The organism is Nocardioidaceae bacterium SCSIO 66511 (genome assembly GCA_023100825.1).
In the GTDB taxonomy this organism is placed as follows: Bacteria; Actinomycetota; Actinomycetes; order Propionibacteriales; family Nocardioidaceae; genus Solicola.
On the sequence record CP095846.1, the window covers coordinates 1401530 to 1424346 of the forward strand.

The 22817-nt window shown below is 66.9% G+C and carries 29 protein-coding genes and 1 tRNA gene; 20 read left to right on the plus strand and 10 right to left on the minus strand.

Annotation, left to right across the window (positions count from 1 at the left end):
- Positions 1-49: 49 nt before the first annotated feature.
- From murI to rdgB, 4 genes are read left to right on the plus strand one after another with little or no spacing between them, the layout of a single operon-like run.
- Positions 50-859, plus strand: coding sequence for a glutamate racemase (gene murI, locus MU582_06510; GenBank protein UPK76290.1), 810 nt, complete (start codon positions 50-52; stop codon positions 857-859).
- Positions 856-1623 (plus strand): MBL fold metallo-hydrolase, encoded by a 768-nt coding sequence (locus tag MU582_06515; protein UPK76291.1) that lies wholly within the window; start codon positions 856-858, stop codon positions 1621-1623. The genes murI and MU582_06515 overlap by 4 nt, the downstream gene beginning before the upstream one ends.
- A gap of 33 nt (positions 1624-1656) precedes the next feature.
- Entirely contained in the window at positions 1657-2373 is a 717-nt protein-coding gene (gene rph, locus MU582_06520; GenBank protein ID UPK76292.1) for a ribonuclease PH, read from the plus strand.
- Positions 2370-2972, plus strand: coding sequence for an RdgB/HAM1 family non-canonical purine NTP pyrophosphatase (gene rdgB / locus MU582_06525; protein UPK76293.1), 603 nt, complete (start codon positions 2370-2372; stop codon positions 2970-2972). Before rph ends, rdgB begins: the two co-directional genes overlap by 4 nt.
- Before the next feature lie 11 nt (positions 2973-2983).
- On the opposite strand, the gene MU582_06530 is transcribed toward rdgB, so the two are convergent.
- The gene (locus tag MU582_06530; GenBank protein UPK76294.1) at positions 2984-3439 is read right to left on the minus strand and encodes a tRNA (cytidine(34)-2'-O)-methyltransferase; all 456 of its coding nucleotides are present in this window, start codon (positions 3437-3439) and stop codon (positions 2984-2986) included.
- 55 nt (positions 3440-3494) lie between these two features.
- Here MU582_06530 and MU582_06535 point away from each other — a divergent pair, with 55 nt between their 5' ends.
- The 4 genes from MU582_06535 to MU582_06550 all read left to right on the plus strand — a co-directional run bounded on the left by MU582_06535 (position 3495) and on the right by MU582_06550 (position 6538).
- Positions 3495-4367, plus strand: coding sequence for an AraC family transcriptional regulator (locus tag MU582_06535; GenBank protein ID UPK76295.1), 873 nt, complete (start codon positions 3495-3497; stop codon positions 4365-4367).
- Positions 4364-4768, plus strand: a complete 405-nt coding sequence (locus tag MU582_06540; GenBank protein UPK76296.1) for a VOC family protein — start codon at positions 4364-4366, stop codon at positions 4766-4768. Before MU582_06535 ends, MU582_06540 begins: the two co-directional genes overlap by 4 nt.
- A gap of 131 nt (positions 4769-4899) precedes the next feature.
- Positions 4900-5322 carry a YciI family protein gene (locus tag MU582_06545; protein UPK76297.1) on the plus strand — a complete coding sequence of 141 codons (423 nt, stop codon included), beginning with the start codon at positions 4900-4902 and terminating at the stop codon, positions 5320-5322.
- 4 nt (positions 5323-5326) lie between these two features.
- A complete protein-coding gene (locus tag MU582_06550) occupies positions 5327-6538 on the plus strand; it encodes an RNA polymerase sigma factor (GenBank protein ID UPK76298.1) in 1212 nt (403 codons plus the stop codon).
- Between the two features lie 3 nt (positions 6539-6541).
- On the opposite strand, the gene MU582_06555 is transcribed toward MU582_06550, so the two are convergent.
- The 5 genes from MU582_06555 to bcp all read right to left on the minus strand — a co-directional run bounded on the left by MU582_06555 (position 6542) and on the right by bcp (position 9295).
- Entirely contained in the window at positions 6542-7171 is a 630-nt protein-coding gene (locus tag MU582_06555) for a TetR family transcriptional regulator C-terminal domain-containing protein (GenBank protein ID UPK76299.1), read from the minus strand.
- A 49-nt stretch (positions 7172-7220) separates the two neighbouring features.
- On the minus strand, positions 7221-7925 hold the full coding sequence (locus tag MU582_06560; protein UPK76300.1) for a hypothetical protein: 705 nt from the start codon (positions 7923-7925) through the stop codon (positions 7221-7223).
- 323 nt (positions 7926-8248) lie between these two features.
- Positions 8249-8506: a hypothetical protein gene (locus tag MU582_06565; protein ID UPK76301.1), complete on the minus strand. Its 258-nt coding sequence runs from the start codon at positions 8504-8506 to the stop codon at positions 8249-8251.
- 138 nt (positions 8507-8644) lie between these two features.
- Positions 8645-8726: transfer RNA gene (locus tag MU582_06570), tRNA-Leu, on the minus strand.
- A gap of 86 nt (positions 8727-8812) precedes the next feature.
- Entirely contained in the window at positions 8813-9295 is a 483-nt protein-coding gene (gene bcp, locus MU582_06575) for a thioredoxin-dependent thiol peroxidase (protein UPK76302.1), read from the minus strand.
- Between the two features lie 111 nt (positions 9296-9406).
- On the opposite strand from bcp, the gene MU582_06580 reads away from it, so the two are divergent.
- The 3 genes from MU582_06580 to MU582_06590 are packed head-to-tail and all read left to right on the plus strand — an operon-like array spanning position 9407 to position 11169.
- The gene (locus MU582_06580) at positions 9407-9667 is read left to right on the plus strand and encodes a DUF3618 domain-containing protein (GenBank protein UPK76303.1); all 261 of its coding nucleotides are present in this window, start codon (positions 9407-9409) and stop codon (positions 9665-9667) included.
- A gap of 17 nt (positions 9668-9684) precedes the next feature.
- Positions 9685-10005 carry a co-chaperone GroES gene (locus MU582_06585; GenBank protein UPK76304.1) on the plus strand — a complete coding sequence of 107 codons (321 nt, stop codon included), beginning with the start codon at positions 9685-9687 and terminating at the stop codon, positions 10003-10005.
- Positions 10006-10020: 15 nt separating this feature from the next.
- Entirely contained in the window at positions 10021-11169 is a 1149-nt protein-coding gene (locus tag MU582_06590; protein ID UPK76305.1) for an FUSC family protein, read from the plus strand.
- Between the two features lie 2 nt (positions 11170-11171).
- Here the strand turns inward: MU582_06590 and MU582_06595 are convergent, their stop codons facing one another.
- A complete protein-coding gene (locus tag MU582_06595; GenBank protein UPK76306.1) occupies positions 11172-11666 on the minus strand; it encodes a DUF1772 domain-containing protein in 495 nt (164 codons plus the stop codon).
- 295 nt (positions 11667-11961) lie between these two features.
- On the opposite strand from MU582_06595, the gene corA reads away from it, so the two are divergent.
- The 4 genes from corA to MU582_06615 all read left to right on the plus strand — a co-directional run bounded on the left by corA (position 11962) and on the right by MU582_06615 (position 14398).
- Positions 11962-13104, plus strand: a complete 1143-nt coding sequence (gene corA, locus MU582_06600) for a magnesium/cobalt transporter CorA (GenBank protein ID UPK76307.1) — start codon at positions 11962-11964, stop codon at positions 13102-13104.
- Positions 13105-13189: 85 nt separating this feature from the next.
- Positions 13190-13435 (plus strand): type II toxin-antitoxin system VapB family antitoxin, encoded by a 246-nt coding sequence (locus tag MU582_06605; GenBank protein UPK76308.1) that lies wholly within the window; start codon positions 13190-13192, stop codon positions 13433-13435.
- Between the two features lie 252 nt (positions 13436-13687).
- Entirely contained in the window at positions 13688-14113 is a 426-nt protein-coding gene (locus MU582_06610; GenBank protein UPK76309.1) for a VOC family protein, read from the plus strand.
- Positions 14114-14173: 60 nt separating this feature from the next.
- Positions 14174-14398 (plus strand): acylphosphatase, encoded by a 225-nt coding sequence (locus tag MU582_06615; GenBank protein ID UPK77121.1) that lies wholly within the window; start codon positions 14174-14176, stop codon positions 14396-14398.
- A gap of 34 nt (positions 14399-14432) precedes the next feature.
- Here MU582_06615 and MU582_06620 read toward each other — a convergent pair whose 3' ends face one another.
- Together MU582_06620 and MU582_06625 are read right to left on the minus strand one after the other, a co-directional pair.
- Positions 14433-15764, minus strand: a complete 1332-nt coding sequence (locus tag MU582_06620) for a hypothetical protein (protein ID UPK76310.1) — start codon at positions 15762-15764, stop codon at positions 14433-14435.
- 17 nt (positions 15765-15781) lie between these two features.
- Positions 15782-16969 carry a CoA transferase gene (locus tag MU582_06625; GenBank protein UPK76311.1) on the minus strand — a complete coding sequence of 396 codons (1188 nt, stop codon included), beginning with the start codon at positions 16967-16969 and terminating at the stop codon, positions 15782-15784.
- A gap of 132 nt (positions 16970-17101) precedes the next feature.
- Between MU582_06625 and MU582_06630 the strand changes: the two genes are divergently transcribed.
- The 3 genes from MU582_06630 (at position 17102) to MU582_06640 (ending at position 19306) form a co-directional block, all read left to right on the plus strand.
- On the plus strand, positions 17102-18016 hold the full coding sequence (locus tag MU582_06630) for a LysR family transcriptional regulator (GenBank protein ID UPK76312.1): 915 nt from the start codon (positions 17102-17104) through the stop codon (positions 18014-18016).
- Positions 18017-18120: 104 nt separating this feature from the next.
- Positions 18121-18969, plus strand: a complete 849-nt coding sequence (locus MU582_06635) for a phosphotransferase (GenBank protein UPK76313.1) — start codon at positions 18121-18123, stop codon at positions 18967-18969.
- 7 nt (positions 18970-18976) lie between these two features.
- The gene (locus MU582_06640) at positions 18977-19306 is read left to right on the plus strand and encodes a nucleoside triphosphate pyrophosphohydrolase family protein (GenBank protein UPK76314.1); all 330 of its coding nucleotides are present in this window, start codon (positions 18977-18979) and stop codon (positions 19304-19306) included.
- Between the two features lie 36 nt (positions 19307-19342).
- Here MU582_06640 and MU582_06645 read toward each other — a convergent pair whose 3' ends face one another.
- Positions 19343-19804: a hypothetical protein gene (locus MU582_06645; GenBank protein UPK76315.1), complete on the minus strand. Its 462-nt coding sequence runs from the start codon at positions 19802-19804 to the stop codon at positions 19343-19345.
- A gap of 128 nt (positions 19805-19932) precedes the next feature.
- On the opposite strand from MU582_06645, the gene nhaA reads away from it, so the two are divergent.
- Together nhaA and MU582_06655 are read left to right on the plus strand one after the other, a co-directional pair.
- Entirely contained in the window at positions 19933-21783 is a 1851-nt protein-coding gene (nhaA, locus tag MU582_06650; GenBank protein UPK76316.1) for a Na+/H+ antiporter NhaA, read from the plus strand.
- Positions 21784-21995: 212 nt separating this feature from the next.
- Complete coding sequence (locus MU582_06655; GenBank protein UPK76317.1) at positions 21996-22811, plus strand: MurR/RpiR family transcriptional regulator; 816 nt, start codon at positions 21996-21998, stop codon at positions 22809-22811.
- Positions 22812-22817 lie beyond the last annotated feature (6 nt).

The window sequence follows — 22817 nt, forward strand, 5'->3', positions numbered from 1 at the left end:
GAGCCGCTTTTGGTTTCCCAATGCACCTCGCGATCCCTACTCTCGTACGGTGGCTGACGCACCCATCGGCATCTTCGACTCCGGATTCGGCGGACTCACCGTCGCCCGGGCCGTGCTCGATCAGCTTCCGCACGAGCCCGTTCTCTATCTCGGCGACACTGCGCGCCAGCCGTACGGCACGAAGCGCATCGGCGAGGTCCGTTCGTACGCGCTGGAGTGCCTCGACCATCTCGTCGAGCAGGGCGTCAAGGCGTTGGTCATCGCGTGCAACTCCGCGAGTGCGGCGATGCTGCGCGACGCGCGCGAGCGCTATCCGGTACCCGTCGTCGAGGTGATCTTCCCCGCCACCCGCCGCGCGGTCGCGGCTACCCGCAACGGCCACATCGGCGTCATCTGCACCGAGGCGACGAAGTCGTCGATGGCGTACGAGGACGCGTTCGCTGCGGCGCCGCAGGTGGCGCTGCGCACCCAGGCGTGTCCGGAGTTCGTACCTCTCGTCGAACAGGGCGTGACGACGGGCCCGGAGCTCACCGCTGTCGCACACACCTACCTCGACCCGCTGGTCGACGCCGGAATCGACACGCTCGTGCTCGGATGCACGCATTACCCGCTTCTGACCGGTGTCCTGTCGTACGTTCTCGGTGACGGAGTCACACTCGTGTCGAGCGCTGAGGAGACGGCGAAGGACGTGTACGCCCTGCTTGCGAGCCGTGGACTAGAACGCGATCCGGCTCTGCCTCCGCCTCGTCACCACTTCCTGACCACCGGCGAGCCGGCGGAGTTCCGTGACGTCGGGCGGCGCTTCCTCGGCCCGGAGCTCGACTCTGTCGACCAGTTCGCGTGGGCGGTGCACCGATGACGATGACGATGACGGTCGTCGGCTGCGCGGGGTCGTTCCCGAGTGCCGACTCTCCGGCGAGCTGCTATCTGCTGCAAGCGCCGTACGAAGGGCGTACGTACTCGCTGCTGATGGACCTCGGCAACGGCGCGATCGGAGCGTTGCAGCGCTACGTCGACCCGCTCGACGTCGACGGAGTCGTGATCTCGCATCTGCACGCCGACCACTGTCTCGACATGTGCGGGTACTACGTGATGCGCAAGTATCATCCGGACGGCGCACAGCCTCGCATCCCGGTGTACGCGCCGGCAGACGCGCCGAACCATCTGGCCCGCGCGTACGACCTGCCGATGCCGGTGGGTATGAGCGAACAGTTCGTATTCTCCGCGTGGCAGCAGGGCGCCACCGTCGAGCTCGGGCCGTTTCGGATCACGCCGAGCCGCATGCCCCATCCCGTCGAGGCGTACGCGCTGCGGGTCGAGGCGGGTGGACGGGTGCTGGTCTACTCGGGAGACACCGGACCCAACGACGTGTTGGTCGACATTGCGCATCATGCCGACGCGCTGCTGTGCGAGGCATCGTTCGTCGAGTCGCGCGACAACCCGCCGGACATCCACCTCACCGGCAAGGAGGCGGGAGAGCACGCCGCCCGCGCCGGGGTCCGGCGGCTGCTCGTCACACACATCCCCGCGTGGACCGACCGCGACACCGTCGCCGCCGAGGCGAAGGCCGCGTACGAAGGTCCGATCGACCTCGTCCGGGCCGGAGACCGCTACACCCTCTGACCGACGCGGCGCACGGCCGATATGGTCGCCCGTATGAGTCGACCAGACGGACGTGCATCCGACCAACTCCGACCTGTCACCATCACCCGCAACTGGCTCGACCACGCTGCCGGGTCGGTGCTCGTGGAGTTCGGGCGTACGCGCGTGCTCTGCGCCGCGAGCGCCTCGGTCGGCGTACCTCGCTGGCGGCGTGACAGCGGCCTCGGCTGGGTCACTGCGGAGTATGCGATGCTGCCGAGCTCGACGCATACGCGCTCCGACCGGGAGTCGGTCAAGGGCCGCATAGGCGGGCGTACGCACGAGATCTCCCGGCTGATCGGGCGCTCCCTGCGGGCAGCCATCGACTACAAGGCACTCGGCGAGAACACGATCGTGCTCGACTGCGACGTGCTGCAGGCCGACGGAGGTACGCGTACTGCTGCGATCACCGGCGCGTACGTCGCGCTGGCAGATGCCGTGACGCATCTGCGCGAGAAGGGCGTGCTGTCCGGTGAACCCTTGCCGCGCTCGGTCGCCGCGGTGTCGGTCGGCATCGTCGACGGCCAACCCTGCCTCGACCTCCCGTACGAGGAGGACGTACGCGCCGATACCGATATGAATGTCGTGATGACCGGCGACGGTGCGTTCGTCGAGGTCCAGGGCACTGCCGAGGAGGCTCCGTTCGACCGCGCCGAGCTCGATGCGCTGCTTTCTCTTGCGGAGAAGGGTTGTGCAGATCTGACGGCGATCCAGCGGGATGCGCTCGCGTGAGCCGCAAGGTTCTGCTGGCGAGCCACAACCCCGGCAAGCTGGTCGAGCTTCGCCGCATCCTCGAGCCGCACGTACCCGATGTCGAGGTGCTTGGACTCGACGATGTCGGCGTCAGTGACGAGCCGGCAGAGACCGAACCCACCTTCGAGGGCAACGCTCTGATCAAGGCCCGCGCCGCACGCGACGCGACGCGACTTCCCGCGCTGGCCGACGACTCCGGCATCTGTGTGGATGCGCTCAACGGCATGCCGGGCGTACTCTCGGCGCGCTGGTCCGGGCCGGCGAAGGACTCCGCGGCAAACAACGCCTTGCTGCTCGCCCAGCTCGATGAGGTGTCCGACGAGCGGCGCGGTGCTCAGTTCCGTTGTGTCGTTGCGTTTTGCCTTCCCGACGGCCGTGAGTTCGTTCAGGAGGGTGTGATGCCCGGACGCGTTCTTCGCGGCGAGCAGGGGAGCGGCGGGTTCGGTTATGATCCGCTGTTCGCGGCCGACGGGTACGACGTGTCGACCGCCGAACTGTCAGCGGCCGACAAGGACGCCATCAGCCATCGAGGCAAGGCTTTGCGCGCGATCGCCCCGCTCGTCGCAGAGCATCTCTAGCGAGACACGCTCTACTCGAAGCCGTGCTGGCGCCACGCCTCGTACACCGCGACCGACGCGGCGTTAGTGATGTTCATCGACCGGCGTCCCTCGAGCATCGGGATACGTACGCGATCCGTCACCTGTGCGTCGGACATGACCTCGTCGGGAAGCCCCGTCGGCTCGGGCCCGAACATCAGCACGTCGCCGCGCTCGTACGCTACGTCCGCGTACGAACGGGTGGCACCGGTGGTGAACGCGTACACGTGCGGTGGTGCCAGGTTCTCGAACGCCGAAGCGAGGTCGGCGTGCACGGTGACTACGGCGAGGTCGTGGTAGTCGAGCCCCGCTCGTCGTAGCTTGGGCTCCGACAGGTCGAAGCCGAGCGGCTCGACCAGGTGCAGCTCGCATCCGGTGCCCGCCGCGAGTCGGATCGCGTTACCGGTGTTGCCCGGGATGCGCGGCTCGTAGAACAGGATGCGGAACATGGCGGATAACGCTAGTCGATGGCCTGTGTCGGCGCGTTGACGCATACTCGCAGGCATGGAACCCGTGCTCGAGTTCGTCGACGCGCCGGTGACCGGCCCGATGACCGGCATCGCCGACTCGATGGTGGGCTACCGCGCGACCGCCCAGACGCCTTCGCTGCATCGTGGGGTTCCATCGCCGTCGTTGACCTTCATCGTCAACCTCGACACCCCGATCGTCGCAGGCACTCACGCAGGCGCTGATCGAGACGGCACCGCGCAGGCGTACGACAACATTCTCGGGGGTCTGCATCTGCATGCGGCGTACCTCTTCCAGCCTGACCGCCAGGCCGGTGTCCAGCTCGCGATCAACCCGATGCGCGCACGTGCGATCCTCGGCGTACCGGCCGCCGAGCTGAGCGATATCGCAAACGACGCTGCGTCGGTGGTCGGCGATGGGTTGCTGCAATTGCGTGAACGCATCGGCAACGAGCCCGACTGGTCGGCTCGGTTCGATGCGCTCAGCGCGTACCTCGTCGACCGGGTGAGCGCGGCTCCGTCCTTCGCCGCGCCGCGTACGGAGGTTTTGGCCGCATGGCGGTGGATGATCGAGCACTGCGGTCGCGGGCGGATGGACGACCTGTCGCAGTACGTATATCTCAGTGGACGTCAGCTCACAAAGCTGTTTCACGCCGAGCTCGGAATGACCCCGAAAGCCGCCAACCGGCTCATTCGCTTTCATTTCGCCCGCTACGCGATCCAGGAAAGTGCAGCGGCGGGCAGAGTGCAGCTGGCCGACGTCGCTCACCGTACGGGCTACTACGACCACGCACATCTGACCCGTGAGTTCCGGTCGTTCATGGGCTGCAGCCCGAGCGACTGGTTGGCCGAAGAGTTCGAAAACGTCCAAGCCGGCGGGCATCATCAGGCGGCAGAATTGCGATCATGAGTGATCAGACACCAGCAGCAACGGTTTGGCCCGCCCTACAGGCGCGAGATGCGCATGCGCTGATCGACTTCCTCGTCGAGGTGGTCGGCTTCGAGAAGACCGCCGTGTACGAGGACGGCGACACGGTCGCGCACGCACAGCTCGACTGGCCCGAGGGCGGCGGCATCATGATGGGCTCGTACAAGCCCGAGGGCGAGTGGTCGCGCGAGCCGGGCACGTTCGGCGCGTACGTCGTGACCGACCGCGTCGATGAGCTGTACGAGAAGGTCAAGAGCGCCGGAGCTCGCATCACCCGCGAGATCGCCGATCAGGACTACGGCAACCGGGAGTTCTCGATCGCCGACCCCGAGGGCAACCTCTGGTCGTTCGGTCCCTACCGCGGTGAGCCCCGCCAAGGGTGACGATCAGATCTGGGCGGTGTTCCCGGACGGGAAAATTCTTCGCAACGGGTTGTCGATTTGGGTCGATGTCGTTCGTGTAGGTGGTGAGGAGTCGGCAACACGGCCGAGCCCATCACACGAGAGGCACTCTGATGACCAACCTGAACGTCGACGAATCCGACGTGATGACAGCGCCGTACGATCGAGCGGACTCGACGATGGAGCCCGAAATGAAGCAGTACCTGCTCAGCATCTACCAGCCCGACGGCCCGCCTCCGCCGCCGGAGACGCTGGAGCCGATGATGGCCGAGCTGACCGCGCTGAAGGAGGAGCTCGAGGCCGACGGCACTTGGGTCTTCGACCTCGGACTGCACCCACCAGACACCGCGACAGTCGTCCGCGACCGCGAGGGCGATGCGCTCGTCACCGACGGGCCGTACGTCGAGGGCAAGGAGCACGTGGGCGGGTTCACCGTCGTACGCGCCGCCGATCTGGATGCCGCGATGGAGTGTGCTCGCCGCATGTCGGCGGCGACGACCCTGCCGATCGAGGTACGTCCGATAGCGGGCGGCTGACCGGTTGTCTGTCGATGGCATCGACCGGATCTTCCGCGAGGAGTACGGACGCGCCGTCTCCGTCCTGACGGGCTACTTCGGCGATCTCGACATCGCCGAGGAGGCAGTGCAGGATGCGTTCGCCATCGCGGCACGGAAGTGGCCCGAGGCGGGGGTTCCGCCGAGCCCTGCGGGCTGGATCATCACGACGGCGCGCAATCGCGGGATCGACCGGCTGCGTCGCGAGGCCGCCCGCGACGAGAAGTACGCGCAGGTCGCGCTGCTGCATGCCGAGCCGGAGGAGCCGCCGGAGGAGGGCGCCGTGCATGACGAGCGCTTGCGGCTGATCTTCACCTGCTGTCATCCGGCGCTGCGCCTGGAGGCGCGCGTTGCGCTGACGCTGCGGCTGCTCGGCGGGCTCGCGACACCCGAGATCGCGCGTGCGTTTCTGGTGCCCGAGGCGACCATCGCGCAGCGGATCGTACGTGCGAAGCGGAAGATCCGGGCTGCGGGCATCCCGTACCGGGTCCCGCGCGACGCAGATCTGCCGGATCGTCTGCGCGCCGTGCTCGCGGTCGTGTACCTCGTCTTCAACGAAGGGCACACCGCGAGCAGCGGCGAGGAGCTGATTCGTACCGAGCTGTGTGCGGAGGGGATTCGTCTCGGGCGCCAGCTGGTCGAGCTGATGCCTGATGAGCCGGAGGCAGTCGGCCTGCTCGCCCTGATGTTGCTGCTCGACTCCCGGCGAGACGCGCGTACGAGCGCCGACGGGTCGTTCGTCGCGCTGGCCGACCAGGACAGGTCTCGCTGGGTCGATGCCCAGATCGCCGAGGGGCAGGCACTCGTACGCGACTGCATCCGGGCGAACCGCCCGGGCCCGTACCAGATCCAGGCGGCGATCAATGCGGTGCACGCGGACGCTGCGTCGGTCGCCGACACCGACTGGTGGCAGATCCGACAGCTGTACGACCAGCTCGCGGTGTTCGACCCGAGCCCCGTCGTTGCGCTCAATCGGGCGGTAGCGGTCGCCGAGGAGTCGGGACCGCAGCCGGCACTCGAGCTGGTCGATGAACTCGACCTCGGCGGCTACCACGTCTTCCATGCTGTTCGGGCGGATCTGCTGGGGCGGCTGGGACGCAGCGATGATGCACGTCTCGCATACGACGCAGCGGTCGAACGCACCGACAACGCGTCCGAGCGCGCGTACCTCATCCGCCGACGCGACCTCCTCACGTGACCGTCAGGCGGCGTGCCGGCGGCACTCGCCCGGAAACAGTCGGGCCGCCTCCCGGGCGAGGGCGGCACGAGCCCAGGACTGCTGTGTGCGGCTCTGCCGGACCAGCAGACTGCCGGCGAGCCCGTCGGCCAGGGCGAGCAGCGCGTACGCCTCGGCCGCGGACTCGGTCGACGGGTCGACCTCGCCGCACAGCTTGCCGTTCTCGAGTGCCTGTTCGGTACGGGTCTGATGTTCGGCGAGTGCCGCGCGGTATCCCGGCTGCAACGCGGAGTTCTCCAGCGCTGCTCCGGCGAAAGCGCGGACGAGCCGCACCTCGTTCCGGCGCTTCTTGGTGATGGGCAGGAACTGCTCGAGGGCGGCGAGAAGCATCTGCTCGATCCGCTCGTGTCGGCGCTCGGCACGTACGACCGCCCCATCCACCCGAGCCAGCACGTCGTCGTTGACCGTGCGGTACGTATCGAGCAGTAGCTCCTCCTTCGACGAGTAGTAGTGCTGCACGAGGCCGACCGAGATGTCGGCCGTCTGCGCGACGCCGGCGATGGTGACGTGGCTCAGGCCGACCTCGAGCGTCAGCTGCTTCACCGCGCTGACGATCTGCGTACGGCGCGCTGCGTGATCGGCGGTTCTCACCATGTCGTGAGCCTACCGGGTTGTCCGATTCATAACCATATGACCATACTGTTCATCGAAAACGATATGGCCGTACGGTTTTGGGGGGTTTGGAATGAGGCAGGTACCCGTGCTGGCGATACTGGTCGCCGCGCTCGTTGCTCTGTCGGTGATGCCTGCACAAGCAGCCGAGGAGGGGAGATTCGACGACGTCGACGACTATCTGGACGCATACGCCGACCAGAACGACATCCCGGGTGTCGCGGCGGCGGTCATCGGTCCCAAGGGAATCGAGCACGAGTACGCGCGTGGCGTCGACGGAGACGGCGACGAGGTCGATGAGGACACGCCGTTCCTGATCGGCTCGGTCGCGAAGACGATGACCGCAACGATCGTGATGCAGCTGGAACGCAAGGGAAAGCTCGCCCTGAGCGACCACGTGAGCGATCACATCGACTTCCTTTCGGAAGGCGATCCGACGATCGAGCAGCTGCTGACGCACACGGCCGGGTTCACCGGAGCCGACGGCATCGCGGCCGCTGACCGGTACGACAACGAGCCCGGGGCGATCCGGCGTGCCGTTGAATCGCTCGAGCACTCGGGCACGGTCGGCGAGTACGCGTACACCTCTGCCGACTTCCTGGTGCTCGGCGCCATCGTCGAGTCCGTCACCGGCCACCCGTACGCGCAGGTGCTCGAGTCGGAACTGCTGGAACCGCTGGGGATGAACGCGTCCTCGGCAATCGCCGAAGCCTCGACCGAGCTTCCTCCCGGCCACCGGCTCTGGTGGGGACAAGCAGTCGGCTACGACCCGCCGTTCGACGAGTCCGGCACCCCGTACGCAAGCGTCGTCACTACGCTTACCGACTTCGAGACGTACGCGACCGCGCAGCTTCGCGGTGACGGAATCCCATCTGGAATTCGTGCTGAGATACAGCGGCCGCGGGTCGAGTCGAGCAACGACCATTACGGGCTCGGCTGGTCCGTGACGGAGGAGGATGGCGAGCGGATCGTGCATCACACCGGTGCGACGCCGGGGTTCTTCGTGCACGTGCTGCTGGTGCCCGGGCGGCAGTCGGCCGTCGTGATCCTGACGAACGTCTACAGCGAGGCGGCGGCACCGTCGCTCGCCTCCGGCGCCGAGGATGTCTGGCGGATCGTCAACGGCGAGAGCAGAACGCCGTCCGGTGGCGATCCGATGCTCAGCGCGATGCCGTGGCTGCTGAGCGGTATCGCACTGTGCGGGCTCGGGCTCGCAGTGGTCTCCTTCTGGCGACCCGTGCGACGTCGTCGACGGGTCATCGCGGCAGTGCTGGCGCTGGTCTTCGTCGCGGTGCTGTGGCTGCTACCGGGACTCATCGGCTACGACCTTCGCGCCCTACGGATCTGGGCGCCCGATTCCGCCTGGAGCCTGATCGTGGCACTGGGGTTGTGGGCGATCGCGGCGGTCTGCTGGCTGCTGCCGAGGTCTGCGCGCAGGACCCACTCGTCTGTAGGTGCCGAAGGAGGGACTCGAACCCTCACACCCGAAGGCACAGGAACCTAAATCCTGCGTGTCTGCCAATTCCACCACTTCGGCGCATTCTGCAGTCTAGATGAGCGAGTTCGTACGCCTTCGTACCACCGGCCGGCGTTCGCGTCGTACGAAAGCGTCCGAACTCTGCGCTACGCCAGCCCCAGGTCTCGCTTCAGCTTCGCGACGTGGCCGGTTGCGCGTACGTTGTACTGCGCGAGCTCGATCTCGCCGGCCTCGCCGACGACGAACGTCGAGCGGATGACCCCTTCGACGACCTTGCCGTACAGCTTCTTCTCACCGAAGGCGCCGTACGCCGTGAGCACCGTCTTGTCCGGGTCGGACAGCAGCCTGATCGTCAGCCCGTCGCGCTCGCGGAACTTCGCCAGCTTGTCCGGTGCGTCGGGGGAGATGCCGAGCACCGTGTAGCCATGTGCCTGCAGCGAGTCAAGCGAGTCGGTGAAGTCGCATGCCTGCTTCGTGCACCCCGGGGTCATGGCTGCCGGGTAGAAGTACACGATCACCTTGCCGCCGCGCAGCGACGCCAGCGAAACCTGCTCGCCGGTGTCGTCGGGCAGGGTGAAGTCGGGCGCCTGGTCGCCAGGTGCGAGACGTCGGTTCGGTGAGTCCGGCATGACATTTCCCCTCGGGACGTACGGGTGAGACGACGCCCATCCTCGCGTACGGGTAACGTGTGGCGGGCAGTACGTACGCATATGATGCCCGATCGACCGAGGAGACCCATCGTGGCAAGCAAGGCGGACGCGGCGTCCCCCGACCAGCTCGTCGCCGATATCGAGGAGACCCGCGAGCGACTCGCGCACACCGTCGACGCGCTGATCGACCGGACGAGCCCGAAGAACATCGCGCGCCGCAATCTCGAGAGCATCAAGTCTCAGTTCATCGACGAGAGCGGTTCGCCGCGGTTCGACACGATTCTCCCCGTAGTCGGCGGCATCGTCGGGTTCGCAGGGCTCATCATCGTGATCCGCAAGGCAGTCGGCTGACTACCACAGGCGACACCATGAGTGACAAGCTTCCGATCAGGATGCTCCACGACCGACTCCTGGTGTCGGTCGACGGCGACTCCGGCGAGAGACGGTCGTCAGCCGGCATCGTGATCCCCGCAACCGCTTCGATGGGCCGGAGGCTGTCGTGGGCACGAGTCGAGGCGACCGGCCCGAACGTACGCTCCGTCCAGCCCGGCGACCGCGTCCTGTTCGACCCGGAGGATCGCGCCGAGGTGGAGGTACGCGGCGACGACTACATCCTGCTTCGCGAACGCGACCTGCATGCGGTTGCGGCCGAACGTATCGAGGACGGCCAGACCGGCCTCTATCTCTAGCGAGTAGCGCCGACGATGCCGCAACGTGACGGTCCGTTGTCCGCCTGGATGGCGAGGCTGACCGACCGGGCCGACGACCGTCAGCTCGTACGCCCCCTTGCGATGGGCGAGCGGTGGGACCTCCTGCGCCGTCGGGTGCCGATGATCGTGCGGCTCGCGCTGGGTACTTCTCTTGCCTGGCTCATCGCTACGGAGGTCGTCGGGCACGTACAACCGTTCTTCGCACCGGTGGCCGCCGCATTGACGATTGCGGCGGGCATCGGTCAGCGTCGCAGCGTCGTCGTCGAGCTGGTCCTCGGGGTGTCGGTCGGCATCCTCGCGGGCGAGGTCCTGATCACGATGATCGGCCGCGGTTCGTGGCAGATCGCCGTCGTTGTGGCGCTCGCCGTCGCCGCGGCGTCACTGCTCGGGCTGAAGGGCATGGCTTTGATGCAGTCGGCCACGTCGGCGATTCTGATCGCCGCGGTCCTGCCCGTCTCAGGCACGGGTGATCCCGCGGTGGCGCGGTTCCTCGATGCCCTGGTCGGCGGCGCGGTCGGCCTCGTGATGACCGCGATCGTACCCACGAACCCGCTGCGCGACCTCGACCGCGAGATCCAGTCGATTCTCCGCGGACTGGCGTCGATCCTCGATCAGGTCGCCGAGGCGATGCGATTGGGTGATGCCGGCGTCGCGTGGACGGCGCTGCAGGAGACGCGCGCACTGCAGCCGACGGTCGAGGGCCTCGGCAGTACGAGCTCCTCGGCATTGGAGGTTGCGCGCATCGCTCCGCTGCGTTGGAGCCAACGAGAGCACGTACGTCTGTACACCAGCACCGTGCACGACATCGACAACGCCGTACGAGATGCGCGCGTACTCGCGCGGCGGGTGACGTCGATGCTGCGCCACGGCGAGGACGCACCCGAGGGCATGGACGAAGCGGTCAACTCGCTGGCGTCGGCTGTGCGCATCTTCGGCGGCGATCTGCAGGACTACGAGCGCTTCGACGAGGCGAAGGACGAGCTCGTTGCGGCCGCGCTGGCGGCGACGGAGGCTCTGTCCGGATCGGGCACGCTCAACGCATCCGCCGTCGTTGCCCAGATCCGTTCGCTTGCGGCCGACCTCTTGTTCGCATCAGGCTGGTCCGCCGCCGACGTCGACAAGTGGCTGCAGCTCGACGACTGAGCTCAAATGCTCTGACCGTGTACGACCAGGGCCCAGCACAGTAGGGCGAATGCCAGCGTGGAGGTCCAGGCGCGAACATTGTTCCACCTGCGCCAGCGCGCCTCGTCGAAGTCGCGGCGCACCGAAGCGAGACTCGTGATCTGGTCGGGGTCTCCGGCGGCCTTGAGTGCGTCGTTCAGAGGCAGGTTCACCACGAAGGTGACGACGAAGGCAACGAGGTAGAGCGCGAGTGCTCCGACCGTCCACGGCAGAGCGTCTTGCCCGATCTGCGTACCCGCGGCTGCACCGGAGAAGATCAGCGAGCCCATGAAGCCGAAGCCCAGGAACATCGGGTTCAGGATCGCGCGGTCCATCGCCTGGAAGGCTCCGACGAAGGTACGGTCGTCGGTCGATGCGAGCCCCGGCATGACGGTATGGGCGTACAGCCCGAACACGCCCGCGGTCAGCCCGGTCGACAAGGTGGCGAGGATCAATGCGGCGGTACGAATGGCGTCCATGGTTCTCCTTGGTGGGTTCGGCCACTGGATCCATTCGACAGCGAGCGGGAAATCTGTGCCATCGCCGAGCGGCTCGCGCGCATGTGCGTCCGTCTCGCGTATGTCTCACCGACGCCGTATGGCGCCTCGGATATGATGGCGACGGCACAGATCGTGTGCCCGGATTCAGGAGGTGATCGCTCATGCGCAGCGAGCCCCCTAGTCGAAGACTCAGCTCCCATCGCCCGAGCCGCGTCGAGTCCTGACTTTCGTACTGACTCCGCGGCAGCCTTGCCGTACCTGCGAGGAGTCAGCCATGTCCGACCGCCGTTTCGCGAGCCTGTTTCCGTTCCCGCGCCGCTCGTCGAGCACCAGCACGTCCGTGCTCGACCGAGAAGCCGCCCGACCAGAGCAATCCCAGCCGAGCTCGGTGGAGGAGAGCGTCATCGACGCCGCCCTCTACCGCGACGGCGACCGGGTCGCGTCGCCGTCGACGCTTGCCGAGACGTTCGCGGAGCTCACTGACGACGACCCGAGCACCTTCGCCTGGATCGGCCTCTACCGGCCGGACGAGCGACAGCTCGCGGCCGTTGCCGACCAGTTCGACCTGCACGACCTGGCGCGTGAGGATGCGATCGTCGCGCATCAGCGGCCGAAGCTGGAGCGTTACGACAAGACGTTGTTCGTCGTACTTCGGGCGGCGCGGTACGTCGACGCGACCGAGGAGGTCGAGTTCGGTGAGCTGCACTGCTTCATCGGCCCGAACTTCGTGGTGACCGTCCGGCACAGTGAGGCGCCCGATCTGGGAGCGGTGCGGCGGCGGATGGAGAGCAACCCGGATCTGCTCGTACGCGGCCCGGAGGCCGTTCTGTACGCCATCGTCGACAAGGTGGTCGACGGATACTCGCCCGTCGTCTCCGGGCTGGAGAACGACATCGACGAGATCGAGACCGAGGTCTTCGGCGGAGACCCGAAGGTGTCGCGGCGCATCTATGAGCTCTCGCGCGAGGTGATCGAGTTCCAGCGGGCGACCCATCCATTGCGCGACATCCTCGGCCGGCTGAACGCCGGGTTCACCCGCTACCAGGTCGACGACGAGCTGCAGCGGTACCTGCGCGACGTACGAGACCACGTCGAGGTCGTGATCGAGCGGGTCGACGAGTTCCGCCAGCTGCTACGCGACATTCTCACGGTCAACGCAACCCTGGTCGCCCAGCAGCAGAACGAAGAGATGAAGGCCCTGACCGAGGCCGGCCAGGAGCAGAACGAGGAGGTCAAGCGGATCTCTGCGTGGGCGGCCATTCTGTTCGCACCGACCCTGATCGGCACGGTGTACGGCATGAACTTCGACGTCATGCCCGAGACGCATTGGCGGTTCGGCTATCCGATGGCAATCGTCTTGATGGCGCTGACCTGTGGCGGGTTGTTCGCGGCGTTCCGGCGACGCGGGTGGCTGTAACGGCTGGTCACCGCCGCGGCTGCCCAGCGGAGTCGGCAACTCCGGGCCATGACATTCTGAGGTCACAGGAGTAGCGTCAAAATGTATGCGAACCACGATCAGAGTCGACGACGAGCTGCTGACCCAGGCGAAGGCTTTGGCCGCACATTCACGACGCAGTCTGAGCGCCGTCGTCGAGGATGCTCTCCGTGAGATGCTCGCCCATCATGAAACGCCCGCACACGTGCCAGTTGAGTTGCCGACGTTTCGAGGCAATGGCGTTCGTCGCGGAGTCGACCTCGCTGACACCGCCGGGCTCTATGACTTGATGGACGTCGATGAGGCTTCTTGACGTCAATCTCTTGGTCCGTACACATCGTGAGGATGCACCCGACCACGTCGACTATCGCGAGTGGCTTCGGAGGCGCTCGTGGCCGACGAGCCGATCGCCGTCCCGACTCAGGTGCTGATCAGCTCCGAGCGAGTTCGCGCGCTTCGATGGCGCCGTCCGCTGACCTGACCGTGGTTCCGCATGACCAGGCGGTGCGATGCTGCCCGCGGGGGTGGAGTTGGTGCGACGATGGCATTGGATGAAGGAGATCCGATGACCGCACTACTCAATCCCTATCTCAACTTCCGCACCGAGGCTCGGGCCGCGATGGACTTCTACCAGTCGGTGTTCGGAGGAGACCTCAACCGCAGTACGTACGGCGAGTTCCAGGCCAGCAATGATCCCGCCGAGCAGGACCACGTCATGCACTCTCAGCTGACGACTCCGAGCGGCTTCACGCTGATGGCGTCCGACTTGCCTGCGGAGATGCCGTACGAGGCGGGCAACAACTACTCGATCTCGCTGAGCGGCGACTATGCCGACGCGGCAGAGCTGCGCGGCTACTGGGACAAGCTGGTCGACGGCGGCACCGTCACGATGCCGCTCGAGACCGCACCGTGGGGCGACTCGTTCGGTGTGTGCACCGACCGGTTCGGCGTCAGCTGGTTGGTGAACATCGCCAGCGCGCAGGAGGCGTAGCTCATCGGCGACGAGTCGACTATCGCCCGGCGGGTCGTCGTGCACGGCCGCGTACAGGGCGTGTTCCTCCGCGACACCTGCCGTCGAGAGGCGGTGCGCCGCGGCGTGACGGGCTACGTACGAAACGAGCCGGATGGGACCGTGACGGCTGAGTTCGAAGGTACGCGCGGCGCCGTCGACGCAATGGTCGCCTGGTCGAGACACGGGCCAAAGCACGCCGTCGTCGAGCACGTTGACGTCGAGGAAATCGCGCCCGCTGGCCGTGCTGGCTTCGGCATCCGCTGATCTGGCGGTTGCCGGTCGTGCGTACTAGAACGCGTCACCACCAGCCGAAGGCCGCCCAGGCAACGAACGGTGCGACCACGATCGATACGAGCCCGTACGTCAGCAGTTGACGGAAGAGCCGCTGCCGAGCCGACGGCTCCGCCGCGCCGAGGATGAGCCCGCCGGTGATGCCGAGCGGGTTCAGGTCGACGAGTACGGAGGAGAGGGCGAGTGCGAGTACGCCACCGACCGGCGAAACACCCTCCGCAACGAGCGGTGGCAGGAGCGGCAACACGGTGACGAAGACCGCGATGGAGCTGGCGGCGAACGACGTCACGCCGGCCACGTAGCACAACAGCAGCAGGCTCAGCACGGGCGAGCCCTCGACGTAGAGCAGGTCGCTGATCCGTTCGAACGCTCCGATCTCCTCCATCAACCCCACGTACGTGAGGAGACCGCCGATGAGCAGGACCACGTTCCACGGGATCTTGGCGACAATGGCGCCGGACTCCAGCCGGAGCACGAGTTGCTGGATCACCGCGGAGGTCACACCGAGGTAGCCGACGTTCAGGTCGAACCCGACGGAGAGGATGACGACTGCCGCGAGGCATCCCCCGGTGAGGACCCGAGCACCTGCGCCGCCGGTCGTCGGGGCGGTTTCGACCAGCAAGCTCGTCTGACCACCGGTGCCTGCGTCCGACGGTGAGAGCGTCTCCGCCGACCCGGTCGAACCGCCCGGACGGCTCTGCTGCGCCGACACGTCGACCCGGCCCTTCGGCACGGCTCCATTGCGAGTCGCGATCAGCAGGACTCCGGCGCAGACGGCCAGCCCGGCGATCAGTCCTCCGGCCAGGAAGCTGATCGGGGCCGATCCCGGCAGCGCGATTCCCTGGTTCTCGCTCATCTCACGGGCACTGATGCCGTAGACGGCCAGTGGCGAGAGCAGGCCGCCGATGATGCCGGAGATTCCGAGCACAGCCGCGACGAACGGCGAGATCCGATAACGCGCAGCGAGGCCAAGCGCGATGGGGGAGACGATCGCGGTCGCGGCTGCGGGCAGCGTACCGACAGCCGTCAGCACGGCGCCGATGACGAACGGAACCAGGACGACAAGAACGAGTCGCCCGCGGACGAGTCGTAGGAGCAGGTCCAGGATCCAGTCGAGGGTGCCGTTGAGCTGGGCGGCACCGAACATCGCCGTGACACCGACGATGAGCACGAAGAAGTCGGCCGGGAAGAATGCCGTGACCTCGTCGGCCGAAACGCCGGCCCACGCGCCGACCAGAAAGGCCGCGGCCAAGGCAGCGAGTCCGAGATCGAACGCCGGTAGCAAGGTCGCCACGAACAGCGCGACCAGAACGATGATGGATGCGTCTGCAAGGGTCACAAGTGCGTTCCTTCCACTCAGAGCACGCCACGGTGGCGCAGTTCGTCGATCTCCGAGTCGTCGAGATCGATCAGCTCGCGCAGTACCTGGTCGGTGTTCTCGCCGAGCGCTGGGGCGTGCGTGCCGATCGTCGGCTCGAAGCCCGAGAACCGTCCGGCCGGGGCCTGTACGAGACGGCGGTTGCCGGAGCCGTCGTGGGGCGTCTCCACGACCGACCCGCGAGCGCGGATGTGCGGGTCGTCGCAGATGTCGGCGGCTGAGTTCACCGGGCCGGCGGCGACACCGGCCTCGAGTAGCCGCTCCATCAACGGATCGAGGTCGTGCGAGCCGACGAAGTCAGCCACGCGCTTCTCGATCTCGTCGCGATGCTCCAGCCGCGCGGTCATCGTGTCGTACACCGCGAGGTCCGCAGCATCCATGACCTCGACCAGTCGTCGCCACATCTGGTCGGTCGATGACGGCATGGCCAGCCAACGTTGGTCGCGCGTCAGGTAGAGGTTGTTCGGGCTGATGTGCGGATTCTGGTTTCCCTGCCGGGTCGCGTTCTCGCCTGTCACGCTGAAGTCGACGATGAAGTCCTCCATCATCCGAAGCAGCGGTTCGTACAGCGGGATGTCGGCCAGCTGGGGTTCGCCGGTGAGGTCGCGCTGTCGCAGCGCGAGCATCGCTGCGAAGGCGGCGTAGATCCCCGTGACGCCGTCGGCGACCGGGTAACCGGCGAATGTCGGGGCACGGTCCGGATCTCCGGTCCGATGCGTCAGCCCGGCGTACGCCTCGGCTACGCGCGCGAACCCCGGCCGGTCGGCATACGGCCCGGTGCGGCCGAATGCGCTCACGTGCACCATGACCAGATCCGAGCGGTACGCCCGGAGATCGTCGAAGTCGATCCGGAACCTCCGCAGCGTGCCTGGGCGGAAGTTCGTGACGACGATGTCGACGGCGGCGGCGAGGCGGCCGAGGAGGTCGGCAGCTTCGGGATGGTGCAGGTCGATCGTGACGCTCTGCTTGCTACGGCCCAACATCGACCAACTGGCGGACTCGCCGTCGTGGAGCGGTGGGTATCGCCGCGCCGGATCACCGTCGCGCGGGTGCTCGACCTTGATCACCTCGGCGCCGAACTCGGCAAGCAGCGACGAAGCGAGGGGACCGGCCAGGATCGTCGATACGTCCAGGACTCGCACACCGTTCAAGGGGCCAGGGGACACGCAGCTTCCTTTCACGTAACGGTCGAGCCGGTGGCTCGCTGGGGCGTCGTCGTTACGATGCCGGTGCATCGCGCCCTCGGGAAGACCGGTTTCGGTCTCAAGGGTGAAAGCCTTTTGCTTTATGGTGAGCCGATGCGAGTCGAGCGAGCGCGGTACTTCCTGGCCGCCGTCGAGGTCGGCTCATTGCGGGCAGCAGCCGCCCAGTGCGGGGTCAGCCAGCCGACGATCGGCCAGCAGATCTCCTTGCTCGAAGAGGAGTTGGACGTCGTCCTGCTCACCCGCAGCCGCCGCGGCGTACGGCCGACTCCGGCCGGCCAGGCATTGCTGGAACCCTTCGCCAGGTTGGTGGCCGCGGAAGACTCGGTTCGGGGTACGGCGATGGAGTCGGCCGGCGCGTACCACGGGCAGGTGCAGATCGGCGCCGTGTCAGTAACGGCTGAGACCATCGTCGCGCCGGTCGTCGGCGATCTGCTCGAACACCACCCCGGCCTGCGGTTCACCGTCCGGGAAGGTGCGTCGGTCGACATCGAGTCCGCCGTCCTCGCCGGCGACCTGGACTTCGGCGTGATCACGATGCCGCTGACGCCGGCTGCGGCTGGGCTGCTGCGCATGCCGATCCTCTCGGCCGGTGTCGGAGTGCACGTACGGCTCGACCATCCGCTCGCAAAACGCGACCACCTGCGGTGGGCCGACCTCGCAGCCTGGCCGGTCGTCACCATGCGGTCGGGAACGGTTCTGTGGGAGATGTTGCACGGCAACGTCGTCGACCCCGATGTCGTCGTGCAGGCCATGTCGGCGCGCACGGTCAAGGTGATGGTCGCGCGCGGCGCTGGGCTGGGCGTGCTTGCTCAGATCGAGACCTCCGTCGATATCGAAGACCTCGCGTGGATCCCGTTGGTGGACGCCCGTCCGGTCGAGCTGTGCCTGGTCCAACGCAAGGACGCGCAGCCGTCTCGTTCCGCGCTCATCGTGCGCCATCTGATCCAAGCCAAGGCAGCCGAGGTCGTAATCCGGGCCGACGCGAGCACCGACGCCGTACGTCGCTAGGCAGTCGACTTGGCCTTGCGCCCAGGCGTGGTGAGATGTGGTCGTCGGCACCTTTTTGCTTGCTGTGCAGTCAGGTTATTGGGCAGATATGCGAGGCTCGCCCAATGGAGGTAGATCGCCGCGACCGGCTGGTGGCGGCCGCGAGCGGTGTGGCGGGCCGACGCCTGGGGCTCATCGGGCGGCTCGGTGGTGGCGAGCACGCGCTGACTCTTCTCGCGCGGTGTGACGAAGGCACCGAGTACGTGGTGCGCCTGTTCCCCGAGGGCGACGGCGCGGTTGCCGAGGAGGTTCGCGTTCTCGCCCGGCTTCGCCCGCTCGGAGATCTCGCGCCACGCCTCGTCGCGTACGACGAGCACTCGCAGATCGGACCGATCATCGTCACCAGCAAAGTCGACGGAGGACACCCGCCGTCGGCACTCTCTACGACGGGCATGGCACAGGAGATGGCAGCCGCGCTCGCCCGAATCCATCGACTCGACGGCAGCGGACTGCGCTTCGCGCCGACCGAGCCGCCTCGCGGCGCCGGGCCGGCCGCGCAGGCGGCTCGAGCGCAATGGGAGCGGCTCGCGCGCGACGACCTGGTGTTGACTCACTTCGACTTCTGGTGCGGCAACGCGCTCTGGGACGGTGCTGCTCTGACCGGCGTCGTCGACTGGTCGGGTGCACGTCACGGGGCGCGCGGAATCGACGTTGCCTGGTGTCGGCAGGACCTCGTACTGCTCGGCTCGCCGGCTGCGGCCGACGTCTTCCTGAGTACGTACGAGCGGGCTGCCGGCGTGCGGATCCACGATGTACTGGAGTGGGACATCCAAGCAGGCGCGCAGGCCGAAGCCGTCGTAGAGACGTGGGCGCCCAACTACAGGGGGATCGGCAGGCCGGAGATCACTGCAGAGGTGCTGCGCACCCGGCTTGACGACTGGATCGCCCGATTGCTCGACCGCGGCTGTCTATAGTCCGCTCATGGACATGAACGGCTACCAGCTGGCCGCCCTCCGTACGGCCGCGCCGGCCGACAAGCAGAACGAGCTCTTCCACCTGCTGCTCGGCCTGGTGGGGGAAACGGGCGAGATCGCCGAGAAGGCCAAGAAGATCGTGCGCGACAAGGGCAGCGACTTTGCAGAGTGGGACCCGGACGATCTCTCGAAGGAACTCGGCGACGTGCTGTGGTACGTCGCCGTGATCGCTGACCATTTCGGTATCGCGCTCGCCGACGTCGCCGAGCTCAACATTGCAAAACTCGCCGACCGGCACCAACGGGCTGTGATTCACGGTAACGGGGACGAACGTTGATTTGCTCGTAGCGCCAGGCGTAGGCGGCGCACGGGGTCACGGCCGGTGCAGCGTGCCCTCTTCGCGGATGCCGCTGCCGTCGAACCAGTACGCCTTCAACCGGTTCTTCGGCCACTTGTGGATGCGAGTGCGTCCGTTACCGCAGTTGCCGCTGTCGATCCAGGCGCGCTCGCGGAAGACCCGCCAGTCGGCCTTCGTACGCTTGATGAAGTGCAGTTTCGTACGGCAGAGCACCGAGCCGTCGGACTTTGAGCGGTATACACCGGTGCCGCGCAGTTTGCCTGCCGCAGTGCGGGTGATCCGCAGGTGTGCACGCATCTGAAACCCCAGCGTGTTGTCACGGATGCCCTTCCAATGACCGGTGACGTGCCAAGCTCGCAGCGTGCTCGCCGAGGCCAGGTCGTCGGCACGCGGGATCGAGTCGACCGCATGCGCCGACGTAGCCGTGAGTGAGAACGCTGATGCCGCCACCAGGGCGACTGTGACACCTCTGAGCATTGCGGCCCCTTCTGTTGTGTGCGGGACATTATCAGCGCGGAGCGCAGGCCGTGTCTGCGACGGAACGCCGTGCCGTCCACGCTTCAGACAACCGCGCGGCGGCTGCGCTGCGACGGTAAGTTGCGTCCATGACCCGCGCATCGCAGTCGCGGCCGCATGTCGAGGCCAAGCTCGCCTCCCTGAACGGTCTGCTCGACCGGCTGCGTACCGAGTCCGGCAGCGCGCTGCTGCTCGTGATCGTCGCGGTCTTCGCGCTGCTGTGGGCGAACTCCCCGTGGTCGGACGCGTACACCGACCTGTGGCACACCTCGGCGAGTTTCCAGGTCGCCAGCCTCGGTCTCGATATGGACCTGCACCACTGGGTCAACGACGGGCTGATGGTGGTCTTCTTCTTCCTGATCGGCTTGGAGGTGCGTCAGGAGCTGGCGGTGGGCTCGCTGCGCGATCGAAGCCGCGCGCGAGTCCCTCTTGTCGCCGGTGCGGCCGGAGTGGTCGTGCCCGCGCTGATCTACCTCGCTGTGGTCGGCGGGGGCGAGGCGGCGCGCGGTTGGGGTGTTGTCGTGGGCACGGATACTGCCTTCCTGCTCGGGGCGCTGGCGATCGTGGGCCCGGCGATGTCGAGTCAGCTCCGGGTCTTCCTATTGACCATGACCGTCGTCGACGACTTCCTCGCAGTCTCCATCATCGGTGTGGTCTACAGCGAGGATCTGCAGGTTGCGCCGCTCTTGGTTGCGCTCGGTTGCATCGGGCTACTCGCGCTGTTGGCGCGTACTCGACAGTGGCGCAGCGCGCCGTACGTCCTGGTGGTGATCGTCCTCTGGTACGCAACGGTCGAGGCGGGGGTACACCCTTCGCTGGCGGGTATGGCGGCCGGCCTGCTCGTGCCGGCGTATGCCACTCAGCGGCACAAGGTAGAGGCGGCAAAGAGCTTGTTCCGCGACTACTGGCAGTCGCCCCAGGCAGGTGCGGAGCGGTCGGTACGTCGTGGGTTGGCGCGCTCCATCTCGGTCAATGAGCGGCTGCAGGAGTCGCTGCGCGGGGCATCCGCGTTGGTGATCATCCCGGTCTTCGCGCTCGCCAACGCCGGTGTCGATCTGCGCGGTGGACTGCTCGGCGATGCCCTCGGCTCGCAGATCACCTGGGGCGTCGTACTCGGACTCGTCATCGGCAAGCTTCTCGGCATCTCCGTCGCGACGTTCGCCGCCGTGCGGCTGAGCATGGGACAACTGCCCGAGGGTGTCGGCCGGGGGAGTGTGCTGGGCGGCGCGGCGCTGTCGGGGATCGGCTTCACGGTGTCGCTGCTCATTGTGGGGTTGGCGTTCGACAGCACCTCGGCTCTCGGACGGGAGGCCACCGTCGGGGTGCTACTGGCGATGGTGGCAGCGACCGCGCTCGGTTGGCTGATCTTCCGGATCGCGGCACAGAGATGGGGCGAGACGACCGCCGACCTGCCGACCGTGCTCGACCCACCCGTCGATCTCGAGGACCACATCCGCGGCGAGCCCGGAGCCCCGTTGACGCTCGTGGAGTACCTGGACTTCGAATGCCCGTTCTGCGCTCGGGCCACGGGCATGTGGCGAGACCTGCACGCTCATTTCGGTCCCGAGCTCAGGTACGTCGTACGCCATCTGCCCATGGAGGACGTACATCCACACGCCTGGAACGCCGCGATCGCCGCGGAGGCCGCCGGGCGGCAAGGCAGGTTCTGGGAGATGCACGACCTCCTGTTCGCCCATCAGGACGCGCTCGAAACGCCCGCCCTGATCGCCTACGCCGACGAGCTGGGACTCGATATCGAGCAGTTCGTCATCGACCTCGACGACGAAGACGTCGTGGCCCAGGTACAACGCTCCATCGACAGCGCCGGCGCCAGCGGAGCACGCGGAACTCCCACCTTCTTCGTCGCAGACCACCGGCACCGAGGCCCACACGACGCTCGTACGCTCATCCGGGCATTGGAACAGGCGCGCCGGCAGTAGCCGGTCGCCGCTGGACCGGCACGGTTGCCCATGTGATCAGCGCCGGGTTCTGACGGTCCGCGATCCAAGCTAACGGGGACGAGCGCCGTGTATGCCATGATCGCAGGTGGTCGGCCAGTGCCGCGCGACGACGGGAGATCGCTTTGGGTACCGATTCCGGCGATGGAGATGGCTCGCGCAGCCAGTACATTGCCGAGGACATCCGCAGGACGATGGGAGACCTGTCTGCCGCGGAGCGCAAAGTGGCGCGCGCGATCCTCAGTCACTATCCCGCCGCCGGCCTCGAGCCTGCTGTCCAGCTCGCATCTCGTGCCGGAGCGAGTGGTCCTACGGTGACTCGCTACATCGCGCGCCTCGGCTTTGCGAGCTATCGCGACTTCCAGCAGGCGCTGCGTGAGGAGATGGATGCACGCCGTGCCGGGCCGATGATGGCTCCGCCGCAGTTCACGGCTGAGACTCCCGCAGGAAAGATGCTGCTCGATTCAGCGACCTCGGGATCGGCGCTCCTGGCGCGGGCGTTCAACGGGATCGGGCCGAGCGAGTTCGATGCCGCAGTCGAACTTCTCACCGACAGAAGGCGACGTGTTCACGCTGTCGGTGGGCGGTTCTCCGGAGTGCTCGCAACGTTGCTCGACCAACACCTTCAACTACTTCGACCCAACACCGATGTTCTGGACATCGCGACCCGCAGCGCTGCCGTCGCGCTCGCCGACATCGGGCGACGAGATGTTGTCGTCGCATTGGACCTCCGACGTTATCAGCGCAGTGTCGTCGACTTCTGCCGCAAGGCACACGAGCATCACGCCACCGTCGTACTCATGACCGACCAGTGGCTGTCGCCGATCTCGGAGTTCGCCGATGTGATCCTTCCGCTCGATACCGATAACCAGACTCCGTTCGACAGCCTGGTGCCGGTCGCCGCATTGATCGAGACGATCGCGTCGGGCGTTCTCGCTAAGGGCGGCGAAGAAGCGTACGAGCGGATGCGTTCGATCGACCAGGAGTCCGCGGCGATGATGGCAATCTGAAAAGTT

Bases quoted from the DNA above. Each gene is read 5' to 3' on its own strand.
- MU582_06515 (UPK76291.1), top strand. From the start codon at position 856: ATGACGATGACGATGACGGTCGTCGGCTGCGCGGGGTCGTTCCCGAGT.
- rph (UPK76292.1), top strand. From the start codon at position 1,657: ATGAGTCGACCAGACGGACGTGCATCCGACCAACTCCGACCTGTCACC.
- MU582_06530 (UPK76294.1), bottom strand. From the start codon at position 3,439: ATGTTCCGCATCCTGTTCTACGAGCCGCGCATCCCGGGCAACACCGGT.
- MU582_06535 (UPK76295.1), top strand. From the start codon at position 3,495: ATGGAACCCGTGCTCGAGTTCGTCGACGCGCCGGTGACCGGCCCGATG.
- MU582_06540 (UPK76296.1), top strand. From the start codon at position 4,364: ATGAGTGATCAGACACCAGCAGCAACGGTTTGGCCCGCCCTACAGGCG.
- MU582_06545 (UPK76297.1), top strand. From the start codon at position 4,900: ATGACCAACCTGAACGTCGACGAATCCGACGTGATGACAGCGCCGTAC.
- MU582_06555 (UPK76299.1), bottom strand. From the start codon at position 7,171: ATGGTGAGAACCGCCGATCACGCAGCGCGCCGTACGCAGATCGTCAGC.
- MU582_06565 (UPK76301.1), bottom strand. From the start codon at position 8,506: ATGAGTCCCGGTAGCAGCCACAGCACCGCGACGAAGACCAGCGCCAGC.
- bcp (UPK76302.1), bottom strand. From the start codon at position 9,295: ATGCCGGACTCACCGAACCGACGTCTCGCACCTGGCGACCAGGCGCCC.
- MU582_06585 (UPK76304.1), top strand. From the start codon at position 9,685: ATGAGTGACAAGCTTCCGATCAGGATGCTCCACGACCGACTCCTGGTG.
- MU582_06590 (UPK76305.1), top strand. From the start codon at position 10,021: ATGCCGCAACGTGACGGTCCGTTGTCCGCCTGGATGGCGAGGCTGACC.
- MU582_06595 (UPK76306.1), bottom strand. From the start codon at position 11,666: ATGGACGCCATTCGTACCGCCGCATTGATCCTCGCCACCTTGTCGACC.
- corA (UPK76307.1), top strand. From the start codon at position 11,962: ATGTCCGACCGCCGTTTCGCGAGCCTGTTTCCGTTCCCGCGCCGCTCG.
- MU582_06605 (UPK76308.1), top strand. From the start codon at position 13,190: ATGCGAACCACGATCAGAGTCGACGACGAGCTGCTGACCCAGGCGAAG.
- MU582_06610 (UPK76309.1), top strand. From the start codon at position 13,688: ATGACCGCACTACTCAATCCCTATCTCAACTTCCGCACCGAGGCTCGG.
- MU582_06630 (UPK76312.1), top strand. From the start codon at position 17,102: ATGCGAGTCGAGCGAGCGCGGTACTTCCTGGCCGCCGTCGAGGTCGGC.
- MU582_06635 (UPK76313.1), top strand. From the start codon at position 18,121: ATGGAGGTAGATCGCCGCGACCGGCTGGTGGCGGCCGCGAGCGGTGTG.
- MU582_06640 (UPK76314.1), top strand. From the start codon at position 18,977: ATGGACATGAACGGCTACCAGCTGGCCGCCCTCCGTACGGCCGCGCCG.
- MU582_06645 (UPK76315.1), bottom strand. From the start codon at position 19,804: ATGCTCAGAGGTGTCACAGTCGCCCTGGTGGCGGCATCAGCGTTCTCA.
- nhaA (UPK76316.1), top strand. From the start codon at position 19,933: ATGACCCGCGCATCGCAGTCGCGGCCGCATGTCGAGGCCAAGCTCGCC.
- MU582_06655 (UPK76317.1), top strand. From the start codon at position 21,996: ATGGGAGACCTGTCTGCCGCGGAGCGCAAAGTGGCGCGCGCGATCCTC.